Below are 23437 nucleotides of genomic sequence, written 5' to 3'. Positions count from 1 at the left end.
ACTGTTTTATTATTCAGCAGCCGTATCATTTGCCGTTTCTGCTGTTTCCTGAGAAATTTCTCCCTCAAGAATATATTGGCCGCGGTATGGTTTTTTCACTTCCGGATACATTTTAATTAAGCTTTGCATAAATGTTGTCATATTAGGAATTTCAAGGCCGCTTTCCTTTTCAATTTCCTTTTGCAGTTCGGAACTTTTAATCGCTGCATTGTGGCGTTTCAATGTTTTAATCGCTGCTTCGCGCAGTTTTGCCGCTTTTGATCCCGGTCTCGCCGTCCCTCTTCTTCTTCTTGTAGAACCGTCTGGAATGCCGGCGGGAAGAGACGTAATAGACTGCATCTGCGGCTGGGAGGATTGAGGCTGTGCCTGCGGCTTTTGATAGCTTCTCATTTCCTGTGCTGCAAGCTCTGCAAGCACCGGGAGAGAGTCACTTTTTTTCTCCGGACGAAACTCTTTTTTTGTATCGGACAGGCTGCCTGTATTGTCTAATTCTCTCAGTTTTGCATATATTTTATCACGTTCTATTTGATATTCACGAATGACTTTTACCTCTGCTTCGTTCAATTGTTCTAAACGTAAGCGCAGCGCTTCTCTTTCATTAAACATGTGTAAAACCCCCTGTCAAAAATTTAAACGCTTTTATTAAGATATTAGATTACAAAAGTAATTTTATCAACTATTATTTTATCATTTTACTATTTTATTTACCCTATGAAAAATTGCTTATTTTCTGAAAATGGTACTTTATATACAAAAATCCCTTATCATATAGGGGATTCTGGACAAAGTTCCAATTTATTCAACCATTTCAAAATATAACTTGAAATTACTTGTTTAATGAAAATTAGCGTGATATCTACAATTTTCGACTATAATATGTAAAAGATAATGATATCGATAAAACAAGCGGTACAGCGTGTTTACGGCTGTTTCTCTTATTTTTTAAGCCGCACATGTCATATTGGAATTTTTTATCCAATAGGCACAAAAAAACCCTGTTACCTAAACGGCAAAGAGTTTGCAGAACCGAGACAATAGTCCGACGGAGATTGTCCCGATTACTCAGAAGCCTGCTCCGTTTCTGAAAGTACTCGGCTGACGCGTTTTTCAAGCATTTTCATCCCGCTTCCTCCCGCTTGAAAATGGCGGAGCTGTCCGGTTTTATCGAAAAGGTAATAAGCCGGCACATATTCATTTTCAATTGCTTCAGTCAGCGTAAGATCGCTGTCGACGTAAATCGGCTGAGAGATATCGTGTTCAGCCGCTGTTTTCTTGATTTTCTCAAGATCAAGATCGTCTTCGGAACGGGGCATGTGAACGGCCACCACATTCAGCTGATCTTTATATTTATCACGAAATTCGTTCATCTCAGGCATCGCTTCTTTACACATGCGGCAGCTGGCGGACCAGAAGTGAATCAGTGCCGGCTTTCCGCCGACCAGCTGTTCCTTCGTGACTTCTCTGTTAATCCATGCTTTAGCGCCTGTCAATTCAGGCATTTGCTGACGTAATTTCATCTTATTTCCCTCCTTATGAAAAAGGTTTTTTGCCGGGGCTTTCAGTTCCGCCGGGCAACGTTCTCCTGTTTTCCCTCCAAAGGATATGATTTGGCTGAATCACCATGTTAAAATGAGTGTGGCGATTCCTTAGTTCATATCTTCACAAAAATGATGATATTGAAACCGGGCAATATGAACAAATCATAAATGAAATAACTGGTTTCTATTAAAAGGTTTATCTTATTTTAAAAACGGGTATATCACTTTTAGCTTTTTCCGCAAAAGACTTGAAAGGAAGACATCACTATGATTGATTTAAAACACTTTGACTGGGCCGGGCTTTTCACATCTGCCGGGATTTTCATCATAAAGCTGGCTCTCATTATTTTAGCGTACTTTATTTTCCGGGCGGCAGGAAAAAAGCTGATCAAGCATCTGTTTCAGAAATTCGAGCAACAAAACAACCTCTCCACAGGCCGCGCTTATACTTTGCGAAGCCTCGCGCTTAATGTATATGGATACATCTTGATTTTCGTTTTTATCGTAATGATTTTGGATTTATTTCACTACAATCCGAGCGCTCTCATTGCCGGCGCCGGCGTGGTCGGTCTCGCAGTCGGCTTCGGGGCTCAGGGGCTTGTCAGTGACATCGTCACCGGATTTTTTATCCTTTTGGAAAAACAGATCGACGTCGGCGATTATATTACGGTTGCCGGCTACAGCGGCATTGTCGAGCAGGTCGGTCTCCGTACGACGCAAATCCGGAGCTTTGACGGCACGCTTCACTATCTTCCCAACCGGGGCATTACGAATGTGAGCAACCATTCCCGCGGAACGATGCAGGCGCTTGTCGATATTAAAGTACCGCTTGAAAAAAATCTTGATGAAACCATTCAAATCCTGCAAACCGCGTGTGACAAAGCAGCCGCTGAGCTCCCGCAGATTAAGGAAGGGCCGGACGTCATCGGGGTTCAGGATTTAAGCTCGTCAGAAATGGTGATCAGAATCATTGCCAAAACAGAAAATATGGAGCAATGGCGGGTTGAACGCGTACTGCGGAGAGAAATGAAAATCGCGCTCGACCGTTTTAAAAACGCCGCTTCCGCCGAATAGAAAAACCGAAGCGTAAGCTTCGGTTTTTTCTTTTTAATGAAATTTTTTTTCCACTTCGCTGCAGATTTCGTCGGCGGTCATTCCGGAAGCCGTAATGACGGGAGCCTGAGTTGACGTATCGGCAATTCCTTGGACATTGCTGTCAAGTCCGGTTACGACACAGCAGTCACAATTCTTCGCATCCTCAGGAGTCTTCATCATCACTACGTCATATCCTTTTTGTTTTAACGCCTGTTCTACATCCGATAAAGATTGTTCAATTCCAATTTTTTTCGTCATATTGAACACCTCCGTTATGTAGAATGCTCAATTTTTGTTAGATTATTCTTCTTTTCGGATTTAATTGGCATACTTCGAAAAATATCCGACCATGACATTTACCGCGGTTTCCATCGCATCTTCATCCGGGTTCAGCTTGGCGTGATGAAGCCCGTGGGATGAATCGGCCCCCAGCCAGAACATAAAGCCGGGATATTTTTTCAGCATATATCCGAAATCTTCTCCGGTCATCGCTTCTTTCGCCGTTTTCACGTCAGCAAGCTGATGATCGCTGACAAATTGCATAAATTCTTCGGTCAGGCCGCTTGTATTATAAACTTGATGATAAACGGACGGATACGTGACTTTTCCTTTGCATCGGAAGCCGATTTCAATTCCTTTGACAAGCTCTTCAATCCGCTTTTTCACCATACGCATTGATTCCTCGGAAAGCGTCCGGATGGTTCCCTCCAGATGAGCATGCTCTGCGATGATATTTTGCGCCGTGCCCCCGGTAATCGTTCCGACAGTGATCACAGCGCTGTCAAGCGGATCTGTATTTCTGGATATGACCGTTTGCAGCTGCGTGACAAGCGTGCTCGCGGCAACGACCATGTCGTCTGCTGTATGCGGATATGCCGCATGCCCGCCTTTCCCCTCAAGATCGATGACGAGTTCGCTCGTATTAGCAAACAGCAATCCGCTTTTGGTGGAAATTGTGCCTACAGGAAGCTCAGGTGCTATATGGAGAGCGGTAATCAAATCCGGCGTCCATTTTTTCAGCACATCGCTTTCAAGCATCGGTTCCGCTCCGCCCGGTCCTTCTTCAGCCGGCTGGAATAAAAAGAGCAGATCATGTTTGACGGGATGATGGACAAAATGATCAATAATGCCGAGCGCGATGGTCATGTGCATATCGTGGCCGCATGCGTGCATAAAACCGGGGTGTTCAGATGCAAACGGAAGCCCCGTCTGCTCTTCAATCGACAGAGCGTCTATATCCGCTCTGTAGGCGAGCATTTTTTCCGGAGCCGTGCCGTTGACTTTGACAAAGATGCCGGTTCTCCAAGTTTCGATTTCAATTCTTTCCTCCGGATATTGGTTCAATAGATTCAGCAGGTACTGTTGGGTTTTATATTCCTGAAAGCCGATCTCCGGAATGCGGTGCAGATCTCTTCGGATGGCAATGAGCCGCTCTTTTTCCATATGTATTCCTCCTTGAGATAAGAATAAGGCGTGGATTTTATCATCCACGCCCATTCTATCAAACCATTCCTTACAGCTGGCGTAATTCCTGTTTGATTTCTGTTTTGCCTTTTGTTTTTTCATCGATATCTTTGATTTTTTTCGCAGGTGTTCCCGCTACAACGGTATATGGCTCGACGTCATTTACAACGATGGCTCCGGCAGCGACAACCGCGCCTTTACCGATTGTTACGCCTTCAAGCACAACCGCATTTGCGCCGATCACAACGTCGTCTTCCACGACAACAGGCTTAGCGCTAGGCGGCTCAATAACGCCCGCTAATACAGAACCCGCTCCGATGTGGCAGTTTTTTCCGACAGTCGCGCGTCCGCCGAGAACAACGTTCATATCAATCATCGTACCTTCGCCGATGACTGAACCGATATTAATAGATGCACCCATCATGATAACGGCATTGTCGCCGATTTCGACTTGGTCGCGGATAATAGCGCCGGGCTCGATTCTCGCTTTAACATCTTTTAAATCAAGCATCGGGATCGCAGAGTTGCGGCGGTCATTTTCAATGACGTAATCCTCAATTTTGTCTTTGTTTTCTTCGATTGCGCTTTTAATTTCAGCCCACTCGCCAAAAACGACGCCGGATTGGCCGTTCAGGAATGTTTTAGCGGAATCGCCAAAGCTGATTCCTTCAAGATCGCCTTTTACATACACTTTTACAGGCGTTGATTTTGTACTATTTTGAATAAATGAAATAATTTCATTTGCATCCATCATTTTCATATGTATTGTCCTCCTCTGATTTTCTACCTCATTACTGTAACAAAGGAAGGATACAAAGACAAGAAAAAAAGGAACAAGCCTTTATTCTGCCGGCTGGCTGCACAGCGCGGCAAACTGTCTTCCGAATTCCCGGAGCTCTTCTTCCTCACTGCCCTCAGGGTTGTTTTCAATTTTGACCGACGGCAGCACCACCCGCCCGCCGCGGGCCGTGATTACTTTTTCCAATTCGTCAACCGCCCCGCAAAAAAACTCATAGGACGTATCTCCGGAACCGAACAAAGCAAATGTTTTTCCCGTAAACTCCAGGTTTTCCATATCTTCAGCAATATCGAGCATTTCATCAGGAAGATCCCCGTCTCCCCACGTATATGTGCCTAATAAAATATACTTGTAATCATTAAAAAGTTCGGCATGAATATCCATCGCTTCATATCTGTCTACGGATGCTTGTGCTTCGGTCAGCCCTTTTTCAATTAAATCCGCCATCGCCTCGGTGTTTCCTGACATTGTGGCGTAAACAAGCAATACATTCCCCATCTTCGTCTCTCCTTTATGCATAAAAACTAATGTGCGAGCCGAACCGACTCATACGGTCTGACAAACTTACTTTCGTAAAGGCCCGCGCAAAAAAAATTTTCTTCCCGGTTGGCCACCCGCCATCCGTGACCGCGGATCGTATCAAACCACTTTAATTCACCGGCGGCGAGATCAGCTTGATAAATACGCGAAAATCCGTTTTCGTCCTGTGACGATGTGACATAAATAATCCCGTTATCCTCAGAAACGTCGAGAAATGATTTTTCCCGTACGGCGGGTCCAGCTGAAATGGCAAACTCCTCTTGCGTCCGCACGTTTCGGACGGCAACCTCCCCCCGTTCTCCCTTTGCCGCGCCCTTTGCTGCAATGAGCCAGTCATTCTGATACATCATCATTGAAGCCGTCATGCGCTGCCTTTCGCGGCTTATACGCCGGATGCGTTCTTCCGTCAGATCATACGCCCAAATGCCGCCATGATTCATATGAATCCGGGTGCCGATATAAATCGTCTGACCGTGTAAACAAAGCGAACGGATGACAGGCGGCTCCTTTAATTGTGAAAAGGGCTTAGCCACATGCCAAGTAACGCCGAAATCATCAGATAAGTAGAGGCAGTATGTGCCGTGCGCACAGACAAACCCGTCATTCCGCCCGGCAACTGCCCATACGGAGGCGCTGGTCGGAAACCGGGAGGCCGTCCAGGTCTTTCCCTGATCGGCTGATCTGAGGACGGCGCCTTTTTCTCCAGCCGCGAATATGTAGGGCCCTATGTAAGTCAGCACATGAATTCTGCTTTTCACTCGGAACAGTCTTTTCCAGCCTTCTTCCGCCGAAAAATGAAAAATACCTTCGCCTTTCACAGCCACAAAAAATCCCGAAGATACTGATGCCATGACAGCCGTCGCGCCTTTATGAAACATGGCACTTGTCTCCGTGGTGAGCGGCCCATGCAAGAAAACCGCGGACAAATTCTTTGCAGCATTCCTGATCCTCAGCCGTCTCGGGCGCCAGCTCAATTTTCAGCGTTTCCGGATATAAATTGGCTCCGGCCTGTTCAAACGCATCGCAAAACAGCGTGACCGCTTCGCAAAACTTCGGGTAGGCGTGATCGCCTGAACCGAAACAGGCCGTTTTCAGTCCGTTGAGCTGGCTGTGCAGAATATCTTCGTAAAAATCTTCCGCTTCGTAAGGAAGATCACCGTCCCCCCATGTGTACGTGCCGACAAAAACATAATCATATGCTTCGAGAGAATCCGCATCTGCTTCGTCCATGTCAAGACAGTCAACTGCTATCTGATGCCCGCTCAGTGTTTCTTTTATAATGCCGGCAATATCCTCTGTATTCCCCGACATGCTTGCGTATATCATTAATGCTTTCTGCATATGACCACCTCGTAATTGATAATGATTTTCATTAACATATATAACACTTTAAATGATAATGATTTTCATTGTCAATAAAAAATAAAAAAAAGACAGCATGATTGCTGTCTTTCTAAAATGGGCGTTCCTGCTTCAGCATATCTTTAATGACAGAAACAAAAGCCTGCACCTGTTTTAATTCAAATGCCGGCTCATAACCGAGCAGCCATGTGTCACGGCCGATCGGATGATCTTTTGTATCAAGCAGGGGCATTTTATTTACTTTGTCTTCCTCTTCTAAGGTGACTGACGGCAGAATGGCATATCCGATCCCGTGCAGCGCCATCTGCTTGCACGTTTCAATCTGATCGACAAGGATGGTCTGTTTCGGCGAGGTTTTGAATTTTTGATGCCACCAATGCTGAATTTCCTGAAAATATGTACTGTCACTTTTGAATTGGATGAACGGCCGGTCGGTATGGGCAATATCATCAATACAGGAAATTTCCGTATCGACCAAATATAAATGATCGGTCATTAAATAATCTTTCCGGCCTTTCCATTCCGGATTTCCCCGGATAATGCCGATATGTACCTGATCTTCATACAGACTTTTCAGCATTTCGCTGCTCCACCCTGTAATGAGAGAGACCTTTGCATTCGGATATCGTTCCACATATGTTTTTAACACTTTCGGAAGCCAGTGCTGCCCGATAATCGAGGCGACGGCAAGCTTTAATGTGCCGTGAATCTCACCCTCAAGTTCATCAATGTTTTCTCTGATTCTTTCTTGCCGATCCGTGACGTCATTTGCAAATTGTATGATTTTTTCTCCTGCCGGCGTTACCGTAAGTCCTTTTTGAGATCTAAGAAAGATCTTTGTTCCCCAGGCTTTTTCAATGGTCTGCAATCGCTGGGACAGAGCCGGCTGTGACACGAATAACCGTTCGGCAGCCTTCCTCATGTTTAATTCCTCAGCTAAAACTACGAGCATATGAAGCTCTTGAAGCTGCATGTCGTCCTCCTTTTCAATGCCTTTTCGTATTTCTTATCTACCATTCTAATAAAATAAAGGCTGCCGAGGCAAGCGCCACTCATATGTATGCGTTTTCTTTTTCCGGCATGCAAAAGAACAAATAGGCTGATCGTGCGAGCCTACTTATTCAATGATCTGATATGGCTGCTCAACTGCTTTAATACGACTCTTCTCGTGAAAATGCCTTCAAAGACGCCTTCATCATTTTCAACGCAGACAAAGCCGTTGTTAATGACCATGCTGAACCCTTTGATAATCGGATCATTGATGTGGAGACGGGGAATGTCTTTCAGCATGACTTCCTCAACCGTAATTTGATCCAGCTTCTCAAACTCGATCCGTTCAAGTCCGAAAATGCTGTTCATAATCATATTTGTCCCGATCAAACCGTGCAGACGGTACGAAGCGTCGAGGACGGGAATGGCGGTATAGCCGGTTTTCGTCAGCACTAATAGAGCATGTTCAAGGTTGTTTCCGACTTGAACGTGCGCCACTTTATCCGCCTCGATCATAAATTGTCCGACTGTTGCATCAAGAAGCTGATCTGATTGTAAGCTAATCATGTCACTTCGACCCCTTTACATTTTTCATCAAAGCATGTATTCCCTATATTGCAATAATATAAACATTATCATTTTTTGTCGAAAAGTTTCCGTCAATAAAAAAGATACTCTTTGCAATCGAGTATCAATTTATAGGCCGCTGATTAATTTTCATTCCGAAAACGGTCATAGAGCGTTACGAGTTTTTTATAAGTGGTTCCATCGACGCTTTTTGACCCTGCTTCTATATCGTTGATTTCGCTGGTCAAAAGCTCAATGGCATATTCTTGATTGATCAGGATATTCAGCAGAAGTTTCTGTTCTTCTTCCGTAAATCGTTCACCGATAAGACTCATACGTAATCAGGCCCCCTATTTTTAACTGAATACCTCCGAAAGCAACGTGAAATTTGCTTTCAGCTCTACCGCTAGAATAAGTAAACAGAAAAAAATCGTCAACCGCATAATTCGACATTTTGCGGATTCTGTATGAAATATTATTTTGTGTAACGATTGGCATAACTGAATGCTGTGCAGGAATCGGGCTTGATTTTCGCTTCAATGCCCATCGAGGTAATGCGGCCGGTCATTTCTTGTATCAATTCTTTTGTCAGCCCTTTTTGACCGATATCCAGATGCACTTCAAATGAAAGATCCGCCCCTTCATCCGCAAAAGGCAAGAGCAAATCTGTCAGTTCCATAAGACGGCCGTCGAGGATATGCGCAGCCATCTCCTGGCTGAACGCGGTTTCCAGCGAAATTTTTTCGCGAAGGCTATGTATCGGTCTTGCAAGATCGTGATTTTTCAAACAGCCCCAAGCTCCCTTGCCTGTACGGTGCAAGTGTATAGCCGTAATAAACTTTGTGAAGTCGCGGTAAACTTGTGAATCAGTCCCTACAGACAGCACGTATGCTGAACGGGGGTCTTTATTGACAAAGCGTTTCAGCCGCTCCGTCACGTCTTGAAAGGTCATCTGTGCCTCAGAAAGATTATAAAACAGAAAAGAATCAGCCATGTACGGACACTCCTCTTTCCAGAGTCTACAACCAAACGAACAAGCACGTTCCTTTGCATAATTTAATAAAGCTCCGCTTGCGGAAGACCGGAAGCTTGGTCAGCCTGAAAAATCAAATCAAATTACTGAAGGAGCTCAAAAATTTCAATAGAAATCATGTCAATGTTATCAAACGGATATGTGTTAGGTTTTTCACCTTTTTGGAAAACCGTCAGTTCAAACGTTTGATTTTTTTCGAAATATTTAACACTGCAAATTTTTTCGCCGTTAACTTCAAAATAACGCTGCATCGGCTCGTTAGCCGCTTCCGCTGTTTCTTGCAGACTTTGCAGCCGCGTGATGATACCCATTAATTGTGACATTCTAAAAAAAGACTCCTTTCAAAAAACAACTTCAAATCAACAAGTATTTATTATAATACAAGTTCTACAGAGCATCATACCATAAAGTAGACCGGGATGGCATTTTCCCGCTGGATTTTCAAAAAGAAATAAACGGGAAAAACCGTGTTTTCGAATAGTTTGAAGCTTTTTTCGGAATGTCATACACCTTTCAAAAATAATTTTTCGCTTTTTGAGCCGCCATTATCAGATGTATGTAAGGAGTAGCCCTTTTATGAGGAGACAGCATAAAAAAACTTGGCGGGGGTAGCGCCAAGTTTTTTCGGATCTTGATCTGATAGAGGGGTTGGGGAACAGAGAGTAACTTCTCTCTATAACTAAATGATAATGATTATCAGTATCATTGTCAATCGTTTTTTAAAACTTTTTTCAAATGAACAAAAAAAGCGGCATACAGCCAGCCGCTTTAAAGTAACCCGTCCTGTTCATATAAATAAGAGTAAGGCAGATCGATAAATAAATACATATTGTCATCCATCGGGTATGAAAAGGTTCTGATCATCTCACCTGTCTCAATATCACTGTACAGGTCACTGAAAAAGCCTTTTCTTGAATTCCGCATCTTCATGATGTTTTCTAAAAAGTACGGACGCCAGCTCCAGTTTTTCTCCATGTATTCAGGCTGATAAAGCCATTCGCCGGACTGCTTGAACACATTTCCCGTCAGCTGATAGCCTTCTTCATCACACATATAAATTCTGAAACAGCAGTCGGTCAGGTTTTCCGCCAGTTTTTTAATAAACTCATCGTCCGCCTGATGGGTTTTCTTCAGCTCGGAAACTGCCTGATTGACCCGCTTATAAAAATTCTCAGAGTGTTCATAGACCGTTTCCAGCTTCTTTTTTTCTCTCGTGATAAATTGCTGAAACTCCGTTTTCAAGCGTGCTTTTAACAGGCTCCGGTCTATAAAATCGCCGCTCGGCGCCTGCAGATAATAGCCTTGAAAAAATCGGCCTCCGTTTCTCCATGCGTACTGGAGCTGGAAATCAGCTTCTATATCTTCATACAGCAGCGCGGCGCCGATTTTTCTCGCCAGCAATGAAATGCTGTACAGCACATGCTCATATGATGGTGACGGCTGAGATACCTTCAGCGCCTGCAAATCTATTTTCAGAAGGTCCGGTGAAAGGAGCGCGATTCTGTCCAGATTGCTGCTCTCCTTACCTATATTGTCCACCGCGATTTTAATGCCGTATGTACGATAGTAGGCAAGCATATGGTACAGCTGTTCAATGTCGCCTTCGAAATTGTGCTCGGTGATCTCAAGCACAATACGGTTCAATTCAATGCCCTGCTCTTCGTATTCTTTCAAAAGCTCAAGAAAACTTTCGCCGTGGTCAAGCATCAATACATTCGCATCCTGATTGATAAAAATCAACAGATCACGATCAGCTTCTTTAAACCTCTCCAGCGCCTGCCTGATGACTCTGTCATCGACCTCAAGCTTATATTCTTCCGGAATGCCGGAATCTAAGAAAAACGGCCCAAGGCTCTCAATCTCCGCATCTGCCAAAATCCGGCCAAGCACTTCGTAGCCTACGACTCTTTGTTCCTCAGCGTTAAAAATCGCTTGGTAATACGGAATGACATCATCAATATTCGTCAGTATATCAAGTGGGTCCAACATGTTATCACCTGCTTCTCTATCTTTGTCTGATTATACACAATTATATCAGCACCACAAATGTTTAGATTAGGGGAAAAGGAGGCAGTATGGCAGCAGCTTAAAATAAAAGGGGAACATTTTTAAGATCACTCTTTAGACCGGTTAATTAAGGACGTTGTTCATTTGTTTCGCAATCACAAATAAAAGGATAAATATAAGAGCATTATAACCGGCAGCTGTCCAAAAATAATGGCTCCAATCAGTGCTGTTATATATCCAATCATCCTCATGTTCCAACTGAAAGAAAGTTCCTTTTTTATCTAAAGTGCCACATGTAAGAGTTGTTAACCCGCCAACACTCTTGGAAACGTCAACTCCATACATTGAACCGGCATGATCAGTATGATTTATTGGCATATACGTATAATCAGATAAAATCTTTCCGCCAGCTTGGTTGGCAGAGACACATATAATACAGCCGATGTATCGCCTCCGAGCCCACTCAAATACTCCCTGGCTTTAATAAATTTCGTTTCATCAGGAAAATCTATGTGAAATAGCTTTTCAAATCTGATTATTTCATCAGATGTAAGATTGGTATTTTGATAATACTCCGGAGTAAAAGCACAAATAATAAAGTACCAAATATTAAAGATGATAACGAAACTGCTTACAAATAGTACAACGAACCATTTTCATAATTTCTTCAATTAATCGCCCCTTAATCTTTCAAAATTATATCATAATTTTGAATAGAAAATAAAACAAGCGAACGGCGGCTTTAACGTTCGCTTGTTTTGCAAAATAATCAATATATGAAAAATTAAAACGGATAAGGATTCAGCCATTGCCCTCCGTCCATTGTGATACAATCCCCGTTTATGTAGGACGCTTCATCAGATAGCAAAAACGCTGCCAACGCGGCGATTTCTTCCGGTGTGCCCAGCCGGCCGAGCGGCACACTGTTCATAGTGCGGGACACCGCTTTTTCCGATTCAAACAGCTTCTCCGCACCGCCTGTCCGTTCAATAGGGCCGGGGGCTATCGCGTTTGTGCGGATGCCGTATTTGCTCCCCCATTCAACGGCCAGCGTTCTTGTCAGTGACAATACCCCCGCTTTGGCTGCAGCGGAATGAACGACACCCGATCCCGCTCCCCATGCGTATGTTGCGGCCATATTTAAGATGACGCCCTTCTGCTCCTGCTCGATCCAATGCCTTGCCGCTGCTTGGCTGCAGAAAAATGTGCCGTTTAAAACAATCTCAATAACAGCTTTCCATCCATTAGGCGTCAGCTTCTCTGCCGGGCAAATAAAGTTGCCGGCCGCATTGTTAATCAGCGCATCGAGCCGGCCAAAGACTTTTTTCGCTTCTGTAATCATGTCTGAAGCGGCGGAATCAGAACGGACATCCATTTGAAAACAGGCGACCTGCCCCTCAAAGGTCTCAATTTCTTTTTTTGTTTCCTCAAGTGCTTCATGGTTCCTCCCTGTCACCATGACGTGCCATCCTAATTCAGCCTGTTTCTTCGCCATTGCTTTTCCCATGCCGCTTGATCCGCCTGTAATGATTACCGCTTTCTTATCCATAACAAACCCACCCCTTTTTATTGAATGAATAATCATTCATAATTTTATCACAGATGTCTATCCGCGTCATTACATGCTGAGAAGGGATTTTTCAGCCAAGCTGATGATATAATAGAACAACTCTGACAAAGGTTGGTTTTACATATGGAGAAAATGACCAGAAGAACATTTTTAAAAAGAGGATTCGGCATTTTGGGTGCAGCTCTCGCAATGGCTTGCGGAGGTTACGGCTATGCCCGGTATATTGAACCGCGCATGATTGAGATCACCCGGCATACAATCACCAGCCGCCTGATCCCCCGCAGCTTTGACAATTTTAAAATCGTTCAATTCAGCGATACGCATCTCAGTGATGTGTTTACATCCGGTGACTTGAATAAAGCAGCGGAAAAGATCAATCAGCTGAAACCCGATCTGCTCATCTTTACGGGAGATTTAATTGATAAGCCGCATTTATTTAATAATCACCAGCATGCACTCGCCGTGCTGCAAAATCTTGAAGCTCCCTTCGGCAAACTTTGTGTTTACGGAAACCATGACCACGGCGGCTACGGTACGAACACGTACAAGGCTCTGATGGAAGCGGCGGATTTTCAAGTGTTTCGAAACGGCTATCGTCAGGTGCAGCTGACAGACGGAAGCCGGATTGAACTCGCGTTTTTGGATGATGTAATGCTCGGAAAACCCGATTATGAAGCCACCCTGTCCCGCCTTTCCGAAGATGCGTTTTCCATTTTAATCGTCCACGAGCCTGATGCCGCTCTCAAGATAGGCGGATATCCCGTAAACCTCCAGCTGTCGGGACACACTCACGGCGGCCAGGTCCAGCTCCCGTTTTTCGGCCCTCTCATTACGCCTCCTTACGGAAAAACGTATACCGACGGCATGTATACGCTGCATGACACAGCCGTTTACGTCAATCGCGGGCTCGGTACGACAAGACTGCCGTATCGATTTTTAGCCAGACCGGAAATCACGCTGTTCACATTGAAAACCGAGCAAAAATAAGACTTTTATCCTGATGCACAGACACCCCCTCCGTAATATGTATATGGAAAAGAGCAAAAAGGAGGGTGATGAAACTGCTGACATATCAAGTGAAACAAGGAGAAACCATCTCAAGCATTGCGCAAGACTTCAGAATAAGCACTGCTGCTCTCCTTCAGGCAAATCCCTCAATCCAATCGGTCATATACGCGGGACAACATATTATCATACCGAATCTTCCCGACCCATCCACCATTCCCTACTCCATCATCGTGTATATCGGAGCGAAGAAACTGGAGTTATACCGCCTTGGCAGGCTCATCCGTACGTATCCCATCGCAGTCGGAAAAATATTGACGACCACGCCGACCGGAGAATTTTACATCGTGAACCGCCAGCCTAAGCCCGGCGGCCCGTTCGGCGCTTATTGGCTCAGCCTCTCTAAAATTCATTACGGCATTCACGGAACAAATAATCCTTCCTCCATCGGCAAAGCGGTATCAAAAGGATGCATCCGGATGTATAATCAGGACGTCACTGAACTTGCCGCTACCGTTCCTAATGGAACAAGGGTGACTATTATAAGATAGAAAGATCTTATTTGTTAATGGAACGAGCTGATGATAATATATTACAGTGGGACCTCTAGGGTAAGGAGCGTGTTTATGGATATATTTAAAAATCGCAATTTTGTCCGTCTCTTTTTCGCAGCACTCGCTTCTCAAATGGGAACGACTGTAGGTAATATGGCTTTCGCTTTTTACTTGCTGGACCATTTTTCAAACCAGCCGGCATACACGACTTTGGCTGAGCTGATGTATTCACTGCCGACAGTTTTCGTATTTCTGATTGTCGGTGTCGCAGCTGACCGGCTTGACAGGAAAAAGGTCGCAGAGAATTGTGACTGGATCAGAGCCGGACTGACGATCGTATTGTTTGCCGCATTATACACCGGGAGCATCCCTCTCGTGTTCTGTATTTTGTTCATCAGAAGCGCCGTGACCAAGTTCTTTTTCCCGGCGGAAGCCAGCCTTGTACAAGCTATTCTGCCTAAGGAGCATTACGCGAAAGCGGCGGGACTTAACCAGATTCTGTTCAGCATCTTCATGGTATTCGGCGTCGGTATAGGCGCGTTTATGTATAAAACGATCGGTATTCACGGAGCCATTATCCTTGATTTTGTCAGCTTTATTGTATCAGGCTTTCTGATCCGCGCGTGCCGCATTCCGAAAGAAGCCCGTCAGCCGAACGGCCCTTTTAAATGGGGAGATTCGTTTCTGAAAGACTCGGTCGCTGATTTTAAGGAAGGGATCGTATATATTGTTAAAAACAAATTGCTTGCTTCCCTTATTTTCGGCTTTTTTATCTTTGGTTTTGTCAACGGCGGCTTTGCCGTACTGCCGATGTTTACGATGAAATACGGACTTGCGCCTGATCATTACGAATCACATACTTCCATCTTCACCGTCGCACTCGGCTTCGGCCTGCTTGCAGGAAGTGTGATCGGAACGATGATCGCAAAAAAAGTCAAACCGCATCATTTGATGTCGATTCCTATTTTGGCAGCCGGACTGCTCATTTTTGTCCTCGGCTATACGGATAAGCTGTGGATTTATTATGCGGCGGCTTTCGTCCTCGGCATGTGCATCGGCCCTGTCAATATCGCCATCGGCGGCTGGATGCCGAAAATCGTTCATCCGAAAATAATGGGCCGGGTCAGCGGCTGGCAGGATCCTTTTATGATGTTTGCCCAATCGATTACACTCGGACTGGTCGCCCTGTTATTTCCGAAATTCGTTACCAATATTGATTACCTTTATTACGGCATGGGAATCGTGATTTTAGCGGTATTTGTGTTCTATTTTATCGCTCTTCCGAAATACAGCGCCGAGGCAGCAGAGATCGATGTGCAGCAATCATTAAAGGCTGATTCTGAAAAACATGCGAAACCTGTCTAATAAAGGAAAAAGATGCGCCCTTTTCATCAGAAAAAGGCGTATTTTTATAATCAATATTTGCATTTCAACGCTAAAAAAGTATAATCTATATATGAACTTGATCAATGCAAAGGAGAGAAATAATGGACGACCACGCTTATTCGAAAGAGCTGCAGCCAACCATCGAGAATCTTTCAAAAGCTGTTTATACTGTGAACCGCCATGCAAAAACCGCCCCCAACCCTAAATACCTTTATCTGCTGAAAAAACGGGCATTACAAAAGCTTGTGAAAGAAGGCAAAGGGAAAAAAATAGGGCTTCACTTTTCAAATAATCCCAGGTTTAGCCAACAGCAGTCAGACGTACTTATCTCTATCGGAGACTACTATTTTCACATGCCTCCAACAAAAGAAGACTTCCAGCATCTTCCGCATTTAGGTACGTTAAATCAGTCGTACCGCAATCCTAAAGCACAAATGTCTTTGACAAAAGCGAAAAACGTATTGCAAAAATATGTGGGCTTAAAGGAAAAACCGCTTGCCGCCAACAGGCAGCAGCCCGCTTATCATAAACCCGTATTTAAAAAACTTGGTGAGAGTTATTTTTAATTCCGCCGCAAAAAAAGCCGATGCGTCATGCATCGGCTTTTTCTATTCAATCACGTACGTATCCACTTTTTTAATGAGCTCGCTGATTTCAGGCTTGCTGATCTGTTCATCCGCTCCGACGACTTCGCCCCGGTGGCGCAGGTCGTCCGTAATCAGGGACGAGAAAATCATAATCGGCACATCAGAGCTTTGCGGGTTATCCTTAAGGAGCTTCGTCAAACGATGCCCGTCCATTTTCGGCATTTCAATGTCACTGATAATCATGTCAATATGGTCTGACAGGTTTGCTCCGTTATCCGTCAGTTCCACGACGTAATCATACGCTTCTTTTCCGTTTTCAAACGTAACGATTTCACTGTACCCCGCCTCAGTCAGCTCATCCGTCAAAAGACGCATCAGAAGCGGCGAATCTTCAACGATGATCAGTTTTTTACCCGCCCGTCTTTCATCAAATCCTTCCTGATGGACATGATAAGTTTCAACTCCGGATGCCGATTCAATATCATAAATGATCTTTTCATAATCAGGCAGAAAGATCATCGTGTCTTCCAGTTTGATGATTCCCGTTAAGTGCCGCTCCATGCCCTGGTTCAGGGAAGTCGGCTTTTCAATCGCCTCCCAGGACACCCTGTGGATTTGTGAAACGGAACCGACGTGAAAGACGATTTTCCGCTTGTTGAATTCCGTTACGATATATTTATCGTCTTTTGCTCCTTCGGCATCAACGCCGAAAAAGGTATACAGACTGATGACGGGAAGAATTTCGCCTCTCAGCTTAATCATCCCTTCTACGTCTTTATGAGACTGAGGCACAGATGTGACATCTACCGGCTGAATGATTTCCCGGACTTTCATCACATTTATGCCAAATGTATTGACACCTACTTCAAATTTGACGATTTCTAATTCGTTTGTGCCTGAATCCAATAAAATATCGTATTGTTGTAAAGACAATTCAATCCCTCGCTATCCGCATTCAGTATTGTACTGTATATATCGGCTGTAAACAGAAAAAGTGAATGTATTCGGTCCAACTGGCCATGAACTCTTTATAAAAAAGTGCTTTTTTCTGATATCCCATTGACTTTTTGATATCGAGTGGTAAAATAGTCAAGGATTTTTCAGGAAGAAGGGTGTAATAAATGGGTACAGTAGTCATATTCGACCAAGATCAAATGACGGTGTTAGAAGATATCAGCAAAACGGCTTACCTGCAAATGAAAAAAGAGGCGAAAGAGCGTCCCGACAAGCCCGCTCCATACATCTTATGGCGGGAAGACGTCAGCTTTGAATACGGGTATTAATGACATTCGCCACATATCACAATAGATAGATCATGATACAATGAAGACAATCATTTCAGCTGGTTGTCTTATTTTTTTCTGAAAGAAGGTATGTTTTCACATATCGGACATATACTCGGGATAGTTCAATAAAAAGATGACAAATGCTCAGCTAGTGGTAAAATAGGAGAAACTCAATATATAGTATAAGGTGATGAATTATGGAACATTTGCTTAATCCGAATGTAAAAGAAATTGAAATTTCAGGAATTCGCAAATTCTCAAATCTTGTAGCTCAGCACGACAATGTCATTTCGCTTACGATCGGTCAGCCGGATTTCTTCACGCCGCACCATGTCAAAGCGGCTGCCAAAAAGGCAATCGACGAGAACGCAACGGCATATACTCCGAATGCGGGCGGCCTTGAGCTGAGACAGGCCGTACAGCTTTATATGAAGAAAAAAGCTGATTTGAATTATGAAGCTGAAACTGAAATCATCGTCACAACCGGGGCAAGCCAAGCGATTGACGCGTCTTTGCGGACGATTTTATCTCCGGGCGATGAAGTTATTCTCCCCGGACCGATATATCCGGGCTACGAACCGATCATCCGCATGTCGGGCGCCGTTCCGGTCCATGTGGATACGACGACACACGGATTTAAGCTGACGGCGCGGCTCATTGAAGAATCGCTGACACCAAAAACAAAATGCGTCATTCTTCCTTATCCGTCAAATCCGACCGGAGTGACATTGTCTGAGGAAGAGCTGCAAAACATCGCAGCCGTCCTGAAGGGCAGAAATGTTTTTGTCCTGTCTGATGAGATATACAGCGAATTAACCTATGACAGACCGCATTATTCGATCGCGTCTTATTTGAGAGACCAGACGATCGTCATCAACGGCCTGTCAAAATCACACAGCATGACGGGCTGGAGAATCGGTTTCATTTTCGCACCGAAAGAAATTGCCAAGCACATCTTAAAAGTTCACCAATACAGTGTGACATGCGCGTCTTCAATCTCTCAGAAAGCGGCTCTTGAAGCGGTGACAAACGGTGTTGATGATGCGCTTATTATGAGAGAACAGTATAAAAAGCGGCTTGACTATGTATATGACCGTCTTGTCTCAATGGGGCTTGACGTCGTAAAGCCGTCAGGCGCATTTTATATCTTCCCTTCCATTAAGTCATTCGGAATGTCATCGTTTGATTTTAGTATGGCTCTTTTAGAGGATGCAGGTGTGGCTCTTGTGCCCGGCAGCTCGTTTTCAAAGTTGGGTGAAGGGTATGTGAGGCTGTCATTCGCATATTCACTGGATACATTGAGAGAAGGCTTGGACCGGCTGGAAGCATTTATTTTAAAAACGAGAGAATCCATGCAGACTATTTAAACAACGGCATAACGCCGTTGTTTTTTATTGTTTCGGGAATGTAATGTGAAAGGCCGTGCCTCTATCCGGTTTGCTGTCTACTTGGATAGCTCCCTGGTGGTTTTTAATAAGGTTGAATGTGACCATCAGCCCCAGGCCGGTTCCTTTTTCTTTCGTTGTCAAAAACGGTTCGCCTATTCGTTTCAGCACGTTTTCCGGTATCCCGTCACCCTCGTCTTTCACCGTCACATTAACGGAATAATCATCTTCTGTCATAAGAATGTGAACCGTTCCCCCATCCGGCATCGACTCAACGGCATTTTTAATCAGATTGATAAACACCTGTTTCAGCTGATTTTGATCACCGTTAATATACATGCTGTCATGTTCATAATCCGTTTTGATAAAAATCCCTTTAAGATTTGCCTGCGTCTCTAAAAGAGCGGTCACTTCACTTATAATTTTCTTTAAGTTTACACGCTCTTTCACGGCGTTTTGCTGAGGTTTGGCAAGCATTAAAAGCTCACTTAAAATTAATTCGATTCTGCTCAGTTCAGAAAACACAATTTCAAAGTAATGTTCGTTTTCCTCCATCGTCGGCTTCATGAGCTGTAAAAATCCTTTGATCGCCGTCAGCGGATTGCGGATTTCGTGAGCGATTCCCGCCGCCAGCTGCCCTGCGATAGACAGCTTCTCCGACTTCAGCATTAATTCCTCCGTCTGCTTCCGCTCAGAAATATCACGCAGAATGACCTGCACGGCCGTTTCTCCGAAAAACGTCGTCGGAATGCAGACCATTTCCGTGTAGATCAGCCGGTTTTTAAAGGTAAACCACGATTGCTTAATAATTTCTGACTCGGTCTTTCGGTTGATAATATTTTGGATCCGCTGTTTCACGCCGTCATGATCACAGGGATGAAGCTGATCATAGACGTTTTTCCCGATTAAATCTTCATATGTTTCAGCCTCAAACAGCGAAATGCCCGACTCATTCATGAATACCCATTTATCATTGTGAATCACGGCGATCGTGTCAATTGAATTCTGAATGAGGAGCTGATAACGCTCTCTGCTTTTTTGCAGAATCGTTTGGAATTTTTTCCGTGAAGAAATATCAATCAGAAGCAGCAATTCCGCCCGCTGATTTTTATATGTCGTCGGTGCCGCCTTCACTTCTAAGTGAACGGGCGTGCCGTCGAGCCTTCTCCACGTCTGTTCGATCATTCCGACTTCCATTCCTTTTTGCATCCGCACAATTCGGTTTTTCACAATGTCGTGGTACTCTTCTTCAATAAACTCATAAGAGCGCCTGCCGATTACCTCGTCTTTGCTTTCGGCTCCCAGCATGGCAAGCATCGCGTTGTTGGCGTAGGCGATTGTGCCGTTGATGCTGACATATAAAGGATTCGGCAGCATTTCGACAAGACGCTCGAATTCGCCGTTTCCAGCCGCATCTTCAGACTGTTGTTCTGCCTTTTGCTTCTTTTGTTCATACATATAAGGCCGGCGGGGCGTCTTCTCCTCAAGCACCTTGATTTTGAGGATGATTTCCCGATCCGTCCCCTCCATTTGCGGTGTGACAATTTCCACACCCGCTTCAAGCCATACGATGGTATGATCTTTTTTAATAAGACGAAAGGTGCAAGGCATCAAATGATGCTCATTATAGAAGTAACTTTCAACCAAAAATTGATCTTCTTCATGCAGGAACGTTTTGAGAAATGACCCGATCATCTCTTCCTGAGAATAACTGAAATACGATTTGCAGTTTGCAGAAATATACATAATACGCCCGTTAGACGTCAAAACGGCATGAAGATCGGTTTTCGATAGAAACTGTTTGACATGCTGAGTATCCTGTTCCACAGAATCCCTCCTTTGCATTATACTCGCACTGCAGGCTGGACACGGACTGATATAAAAAGAAATTCCACTAGATTGATTCGCTAAAAAATGAGCATTCTCCTTCTATTCTTATTGTGAACGTCAATTTTCCTGAATGAAAGAAAGGGCGCACGATATGTTCGGCCGCCCTTTCATTTGTTATTTTTTATTGTATTTCTTTTCAAGTTCTTTGTAAGCGTCAACTGCTCCTTTGGCAATGTTTTTACTGATATGATCTTTATCATCTCGAACAGACGGAACGACGACGCTGAATGCCACTCGTGGATGTTCTGACGGATAATAGCCGACAAAGGTCAGGTTATACGTCTCTTGCCCCCACCAGTTTTTGTTCGTGCCGTAATAGTGCGTCTGCGCGGTTCCCGTTTTTCCGGAAACATCGGCGCCGGAACCTTGGAATGTTGAATAAGCCGTTCCTTGAGGTGAGCTTGTGACCAACTTCATTCCTTTATGAACTTGGTCAAAATCGCTCGGGCTGTTATTTACTTTGTTCAAAATTTTAATATCGCGCTGTTCAATCGCTTTTCCAATCTTGTTTTTGCTGTCCGGTTCATGAATGCTTGTGACGATCCGCGGCTGGACGCGATACCCGCCGTTTGCGATGGCTGAAATATATTGAGCCATTTGAAGCGGCGTATACGTATCAAACTGTCCGATCGCAAAGTCAAGCAGCAATCCCCCGACCATTTGCGGATTTGACTGCATGCCCGCTGATTCCTGCGGAAGATCAATCCCGGTCTTCACACCCAAACCGAATTGAGCGTAGTAGTTGCGCATTTTTTTAATATCGTCTAATCCGGCCGGCAGCGTGCCGTGCGGAACGTAAGTAATGCCCGCTATATGCATGGCCACATGAAACATATATATGTTTGAACTTCTTTGCAGCGCGGTCAGCTCAGTAATGGTCCCCATTTGTGTCCACGAGCGCTTTTCCGTGCCGTCTTTAAACTTAAGCGGTGCATCGACAAACGTTTTATAATGCGGGAGGCCGCTTTGGTAACCCGCAAGAACAGTCGCTCCTTTGACAGCAGAGCCCATCTCATATTGGGTCGTAAATGCTCCGATCGCAAAATCCTGTGTTTTATTCGTTTCGAGATCGATGCGTTTCCCCGCCATTGAGAGAATATCCCCGTTGTTCGGGTCCATCATGACGGCAAATCCTCTGTCAACCATATAGTTGCCTGCAGCGCGGCTTCTTCTCAGCTCTTTTTCAATGACTTTTTCGACTTTCGACTGTAATTCCATATCGAGCGAGAGCTGCAGATCGTAGCCTCTGCTGCCTTCATCGACGGGCTTTTGGCTGACGACTTCACCTTTGCTGTTTTCCACATACTCTACTTTTTCTTTATGTGCGTTTAAATAGTCTTCATACTGATATTCAATGTAGCTTTTACCCACCCGGTCATTCAGTGAGTAGCCTCTTGTGACATAGTAATCTTTCCGTTCGCCCAACAATCCCTGTTCCGGTGTCGTCACACCGCCGAACAGAGAGTACAGTGTTTTGTCGTACGGATATTTCCGCGTCCAGTCATTGATTACGTCAATGCCGGGGAGCTCTTTCAGGTGCTCGGATACGACAGAAACTTCTTCATATGTCAGGTCGCTTTTCGGTTTCTGTTTGTTGTTTTCATGTTCGTCAAGCAGTGACCCGCTGTTTCCGTTTCCGTTCAGCTTATTCGGGTCCATTGATTTGACGACTTGCGGCTGATAGGCGTTGCCGCTTGAAAAACGCGTATAAATCGCCGCGATTTCCAGCTCTTTTTTATTTTGTTTGATCGCATCAATCTCCTGCTTTGGGACGCGTTCAATCTGGCGTTTGTACACTTCTTGCGGCTTCAGGCTGTTTTCTGAATCCTTCATAAGCTTTTCCGCCTTCTTCGGATGTGCGGCAAGCCAGTAATCAATGATATTTCGATCCTTCATAAATTCAGTATCAATATGAATCAGTGCGGCGAGATTTTTTGCCGTTTTCAATTTGTCCTTTGCCGAGGTTTTTGAGGTGGATACATATACAATTTCAGGCACAGCCTGGTTATCAACCGCCACCCTGTTCCGCTTGTCATACATCTTTCCCCGCGGTGTCGGATAATAGGCGGTTTTTGCATTTGCCTTCTCCGCATCCTGGCGGTGTTTATCCCCTTCGACAATCTGGACGATGCCGAGTTTAAAAATCAGTGCCGTAAAGAGAAGAAAAACAATCAAAAAATAGAGATTCATTCTCAGCGCTCTGTAACGTTTCGTTTTTTTCTTTGGTTCGCGCGCAACTTCAGCCACTTTCTGTTACACCTCTCAAATCATTGAATATATTTACATAAACAGATTTTAATTGTAACATTTTTGTAAAAGTTGTTACAGCGAAAACGGGTAAAAAAAACTGTCAAGATCAAATTATCTTAAAATATATCT

The 23437-nt window shown here is 44.4% G+C and carries 24 protein-coding genes and 2 pseudogenes; 7 read left to right on the top strand and 19 right to left on the bottom strand.

The features are described from left to right. Positions 1 to 9: 9 nt before the first annotated feature. Positions 10 to 606: a transcriptional regulator Rok gene (gene rok / locus G9F50_RS03655; RefSeq protein ID WP_012117447.1), complete on the bottom strand. Its 597-nt coding sequence runs from the start codon at positions 604 to 606 to the stop codon at positions 10 to 12. A gap of 452 nt (positions 607 to 1058) precedes the next feature. Further along, complete coding sequence (locus tag G9F50_RS03650; protein ID WP_060561752.1) at positions 1059 to 1517, bottom strand: TlpA disulfide reductase family protein; 459 nt, start codon at positions 1515 to 1517, stop codon at positions 1059 to 1061. Between the two features lie 288 nt (positions 1518 to 1805). Between G9F50_RS03650 and G9F50_RS03645 the strand changes: the two genes are divergently transcribed. Continuing rightward, positions 1806 to 2612, top strand: a complete 807-nt coding sequence (locus G9F50_RS03645) for a mechanosensitive ion channel family protein (protein WP_060561753.1) — start codon at positions 1806 to 1808, stop codon at positions 2610 to 2612. A 33-nt stretch (positions 2613 to 2645) separates the two neighbouring features. On the opposite strand, the gene G9F50_RS03640 is transcribed toward G9F50_RS03645, so the two are convergent. From G9F50_RS03640 to fadH, 14 genes and pseudogenes are all read right to left on the bottom strand, one after another. Then, positions 2646 to 2891 carry a YkuS family protein gene (locus tag G9F50_RS03640; protein WP_003154596.1) on the bottom strand — a complete coding sequence of 82 codons (246 nt, stop codon included), beginning with the start codon at positions 2889 to 2891 and terminating at the stop codon, positions 2646 to 2648. A gap of 60 nt (positions 2892 to 2951) precedes the next feature. Further along, a complete protein-coding gene (locus tag G9F50_RS03635; protein ID WP_017417680.1) occupies positions 2952 to 4076 on the bottom strand; it encodes an N-acetyldiaminopimelate deacetylase in 1125 nt (374 codons plus the stop codon). Between the two features lie 70 nt (positions 4077 to 4146). Further along, entirely contained in the window at positions 4147 to 4857 is a 711-nt protein-coding gene (gene dapD, locus G9F50_RS03630; RefSeq protein WP_007409623.1) for a 2,3,4,5-tetrahydropyridine-2,6-dicarboxylate N-acetyltransferase, read from the bottom strand. Between the two features lie 81 nt (positions 4858 to 4938). After that, the gene (locus tag G9F50_RS03625; protein WP_060561754.1) at positions 4939 to 5394 is read right to left on the bottom strand and encodes a flavodoxin; all 456 of its coding nucleotides are present in this window, start codon (positions 5392 to 5394) and stop codon (positions 4939 to 4941) included. Between the two features lie 26 nt (positions 5395 to 5420). Beyond that, positions 5421 to 6314: a WD40/YVTN/BNR-like repeat-containing protein gene (locus tag G9F50_RS03620; protein ID WP_060561755.1), complete on the bottom strand. Its 894-nt coding sequence runs from the start codon at positions 6312 to 6314 to the stop codon at positions 5421 to 5423. After that, positions 6304 to 6777 (bottom strand): flavodoxin, encoded by a 474-nt coding sequence (locus G9F50_RS03615; RefSeq protein WP_025284659.1) that lies wholly within the window; start codon positions 6775 to 6777, stop codon positions 6304 to 6306. The genes G9F50_RS03620 and G9F50_RS03615 overlap by 11 nt, the downstream gene beginning before the upstream one ends. 112 nt (positions 6778 to 6889) lie before the next feature. Beyond that, a complete protein-coding gene (ccpC, locus tag G9F50_RS03610) occupies positions 6890 to 7771 on the bottom strand; it encodes a transcriptional regulator CcpC (RefSeq protein ID WP_007611101.1) in 882 nt (293 codons plus the stop codon). 140 nt (positions 7772 to 7911) lie between these two features. Continuing rightward, a complete protein-coding gene (cbpB, locus tag G9F50_RS03605; RefSeq protein ID WP_003154608.1) occupies positions 7912 to 8355 on the bottom strand; it encodes a cyclic-di-AMP-binding protein CbpB in 444 nt (147 codons plus the stop codon). 143 nt (positions 8356 to 8498) lie between these two features. After that, complete coding sequence (gene abbA / locus G9F50_RS03600) at positions 8499 to 8690, bottom strand: antirepressor AbbA (protein ID WP_007409618.1); 192 nt, start codon at positions 8688 to 8690, stop codon at positions 8499 to 8501. 140 nt (positions 8691 to 8830) lie between these two features. Continuing rightward, positions 8831 to 9349 (bottom strand): ribonuclease H-like YkuK family protein, encoded by a 519-nt coding sequence (locus G9F50_RS03595; protein ID WP_020955744.1) that lies wholly within the window; start codon positions 9347 to 9349, stop codon positions 8831 to 8833. Between the two features lie 122 nt (positions 9350 to 9471). Continuing rightward, positions 9472 to 9711: a YkuJ family protein gene (locus G9F50_RS03590; RefSeq protein ID WP_003154613.1), complete on the bottom strand. Its 240-nt coding sequence runs from the start codon at positions 9709 to 9711 to the stop codon at positions 9472 to 9474. A gap of 445 nt (positions 9712 to 10156) precedes the next feature. Then, the gene (locus G9F50_RS03585; RefSeq protein ID WP_007409615.1) at positions 10157 to 11377 is read right to left on the bottom strand and encodes an EAL domain-containing protein; all 1221 of its coding nucleotides are present in this window, start codon (positions 11375 to 11377) and stop codon (positions 10157 to 10159) included. A 141-nt stretch (positions 11378 to 11518) separates the two neighbouring features. Next, positions 11519 to 12015 (bottom strand): annotated as a pseudogene (locus G9F50_RS20530) (hypothetical protein). Positions 12016 to 12179: 164 nt separating this feature from the next. Next, a complete protein-coding gene (gene fadH, locus G9F50_RS03575; protein ID WP_060561756.1) occupies positions 12180 to 12944 on the bottom strand; it encodes a 2,4-dienoyl-CoA reductase in 765 nt (254 codons plus the stop codon). Between the two features lie 144 nt (positions 12945 to 13088). Here fadH and G9F50_RS03570 point away from each other — a divergent pair, with 144 nt between their 5' ends. From G9F50_RS03570 to G9F50_RS03555, 4 genes are all read left to right on the top strand, one after another. Continuing rightward, positions 13089 to 13952 (top strand): metallophosphoesterase, encoded by an 864-nt coding sequence (locus tag G9F50_RS03570; RefSeq protein WP_060561757.1) that lies wholly within the window; start codon positions 13089 to 13091, stop codon positions 13950 to 13952. Between the two features lie 74 nt (positions 13953 to 14026). Continuing rightward, positions 14027 to 14521, top strand: coding sequence for a L,D-transpeptidase family protein (locus tag G9F50_RS03565; RefSeq protein ID WP_088462390.1), 495 nt, complete (start codon positions 14027 to 14029; stop codon positions 14519 to 14521). Between the two features lie 75 nt (positions 14522 to 14596). Continuing rightward, the gene (locus G9F50_RS03560; protein WP_015239757.1) at positions 14597 to 15889 is read left to right on the top strand and encodes an MFS transporter; all 1293 of its coding nucleotides are present in this window, start codon (positions 14597 to 14599) and stop codon (positions 15887 to 15889) included. Positions 15890 to 16011: 122 nt separating this feature from the next. Beyond that, a complete protein-coding gene (locus G9F50_RS03555; protein WP_003154622.1) occupies positions 16012 to 16476 on the top strand; it encodes a YkyB family protein in 465 nt (154 codons plus the stop codon). 42 nt (positions 16477 to 16518) lie between these two features. Here G9F50_RS03555 and cheV read toward each other — a convergent pair whose 3' ends face one another. Continuing rightward, the gene (cheV, locus tag G9F50_RS03550) at positions 16519 to 17430 is read right to left on the bottom strand and encodes a chemotaxis protein CheV (protein ID WP_007409609.1); all 912 of its coding nucleotides are present in this window, start codon (positions 17428 to 17430) and stop codon (positions 16519 to 16521) included. A 188-nt stretch (positions 17431 to 17618) separates the two neighbouring features. On the opposite strand from cheV, the gene G9F50_RS03545 reads away from it, so the two are divergent. Together G9F50_RS03545 and G9F50_RS03540 are read left to right on the top strand one after the other, a co-directional pair. Continuing rightward, a complete protein-coding gene (locus G9F50_RS03545; protein WP_007409608.1) occupies positions 17619 to 17780 on the top strand; it encodes a hypothetical protein in 162 nt (53 codons plus the stop codon). Positions 17781 to 17980: 200 nt separating this feature from the next. Beyond that, a pseudogene (locus G9F50_RS03540) lies at positions 17981 to 19194 on the top strand (aminotransferase A). Here G9F50_RS03540 and G9F50_RS03535 read toward each other — a convergent pair. Both G9F50_RS03535 and G9F50_RS03530 read right to left on the bottom strand, forming a co-directional pair. Next, positions 19175 to 20995, bottom strand: coding sequence for a PAS domain-containing protein (locus tag G9F50_RS03535; protein ID WP_060561758.1), 1821 nt, complete (start codon positions 20993 to 20995; stop codon positions 19175 to 19177). The pseudogene G9F50_RS03540 and the gene G9F50_RS03535 sit on opposite strands and share 20 nt — an antisense overlap. 177 nt (positions 20996 to 21172) lie before the next feature. After that, on the bottom strand, positions 21173 to 23305 hold the full coding sequence (locus G9F50_RS03530) for a peptidoglycan D,D-transpeptidase FtsI family protein (protein WP_060561759.1): 2133 nt from the start codon (positions 23303 to 23305) through the stop codon (positions 21173 to 21175). Positions 23306 to 23437: the final 132 nt, after the last annotated feature.

It is taken from the genome of Bacillus sp. EKM206B, from assembly GCF_011066015.1.
Classification (GTDB): Bacteria; Bacillota; Bacilli; order Bacillales; family Bacillaceae; genus Bacillus; species Bacillus velezensis.
This window is presented reverse-complemented; position numbering and strand designations above follow the sequence as displayed.

Bases quoted from the DNA above. Each gene is read 5' to 3' on its own strand.
- G9F50_RS03560 (WP_015239757.1), top strand. From the start codon at position 14,597: ATGGATATATTTAAAAATCGCAATTTTGTCCGTCTCTTTTTCGCAGCA.
- G9F50_RS03585 (WP_007409615.1), bottom strand. From the start codon at position 11,377: ATGTTGGACCCACTTGATATACTGACGAATATTGATGATGTCATTCCG.
- cbpB (WP_003154608.1), bottom strand. From the start codon at position 8,355: ATGATTAGCTTACAATCAGATCAGCTTCTTGATGCAACAGTCGGACAA.
- G9F50_RS03635 (WP_017417680.1), bottom strand. From the start codon at position 4,076: ATGGAAAAAGAGCGGCTCATTGCCATCCGAAGAGATCTGCACCGCATT.
- ccpC (WP_007611101.1), bottom strand. From the start codon at position 7,771: ATGCAGCTTCAAGAGCTTCATATGCTCGTAGTTTTAGCTGAGGAATTA.
- G9F50_RS03545 (WP_007409608.1), top strand. From the start codon at position 17,619: ATGGGTACAGTAGTCATATTCGACCAAGATCAAATGACGGTGTTAGAA.
- fadH (WP_060561756.1), bottom strand. From the start codon at position 12,944: ATGGATAAGAAAGCGGTAATCATTACAGGCGGATCAAGCGGCATGGGA.
- G9F50_RS03625 (WP_060561754.1), bottom strand. From the start codon at position 5,394: ATGGGGAATGTATTGCTTGTTTACGCCACAATGTCAGGAAACACCGAG.
- G9F50_RS03640 (WP_003154596.1), bottom strand. From the start codon at position 2,891: ATGACGAAAAAAATTGGAATTGAACAATCTTTATCGGATGTAGAACAG.
- G9F50_RS03595 (WP_020955744.1), bottom strand. From the start codon at position 9,349: ATGGCTGATTCTTTTCTGTTTTATAATCTTTCTGAGGCACAGATGACC.
- G9F50_RS03615 (WP_025284659.1), bottom strand. From the start codon at position 6,777: ATGCAGAAAGCATTAATGATATACGCAAGCATGTCGGGGAATACAGAG.
- G9F50_RS03650 (WP_060561752.1), bottom strand. From the start codon at position 1,517: ATGAAATTACGTCAGCAAATGCCTGAATTGACAGGCGCTAAAGCATGG.
- G9F50_RS03570 (WP_060561757.1), top strand. From the start codon at position 13,089: ATGGAGAAAATGACCAGAAGAACATTTTTAAAAAGAGGATTCGGCATT.
- G9F50_RS03590 (WP_003154613.1), bottom strand. From the start codon at position 9,711: ATGTCACAATTAATGGGTATCATCACGCGGCTGCAAAGTCTGCAAGAA.
- G9F50_RS03620 (WP_060561755.1), bottom strand. From the start codon at position 6,314: ATGTTTCATAAAGGCGCGACGGCTGTCATGGCATCAGTATCTTCGGGA.
- G9F50_RS03555 (WP_003154622.1), top strand. From the start codon at position 16,012: ATGGACGACCACGCTTATTCGAAAGAGCTGCAGCCAACCATCGAGAAT.
- dapD (WP_007409623.1), bottom strand. From the start codon at position 4,857: ATGAAAATGATGGATGCAAATGAAATTATTTCATTTATTCAAAATAGT.
- G9F50_RS03645 (WP_060561753.1), top strand. From the start codon at position 1,806: ATGATTGATTTAAAACACTTTGACTGGGCCGGGCTTTTCACATCTGCC.
- abbA (WP_007409618.1), bottom strand. From the start codon at position 8,690: ATGAGTCTTATCGGTGAACGATTTACGGAAGAAGAACAGAAACTTCTG.
- rok (WP_012117447.1), bottom strand. From the start codon at position 606: ATGTTTAATGAAAGAGAAGCGCTGCGCTTACGTTTAGAACAATTGAAC.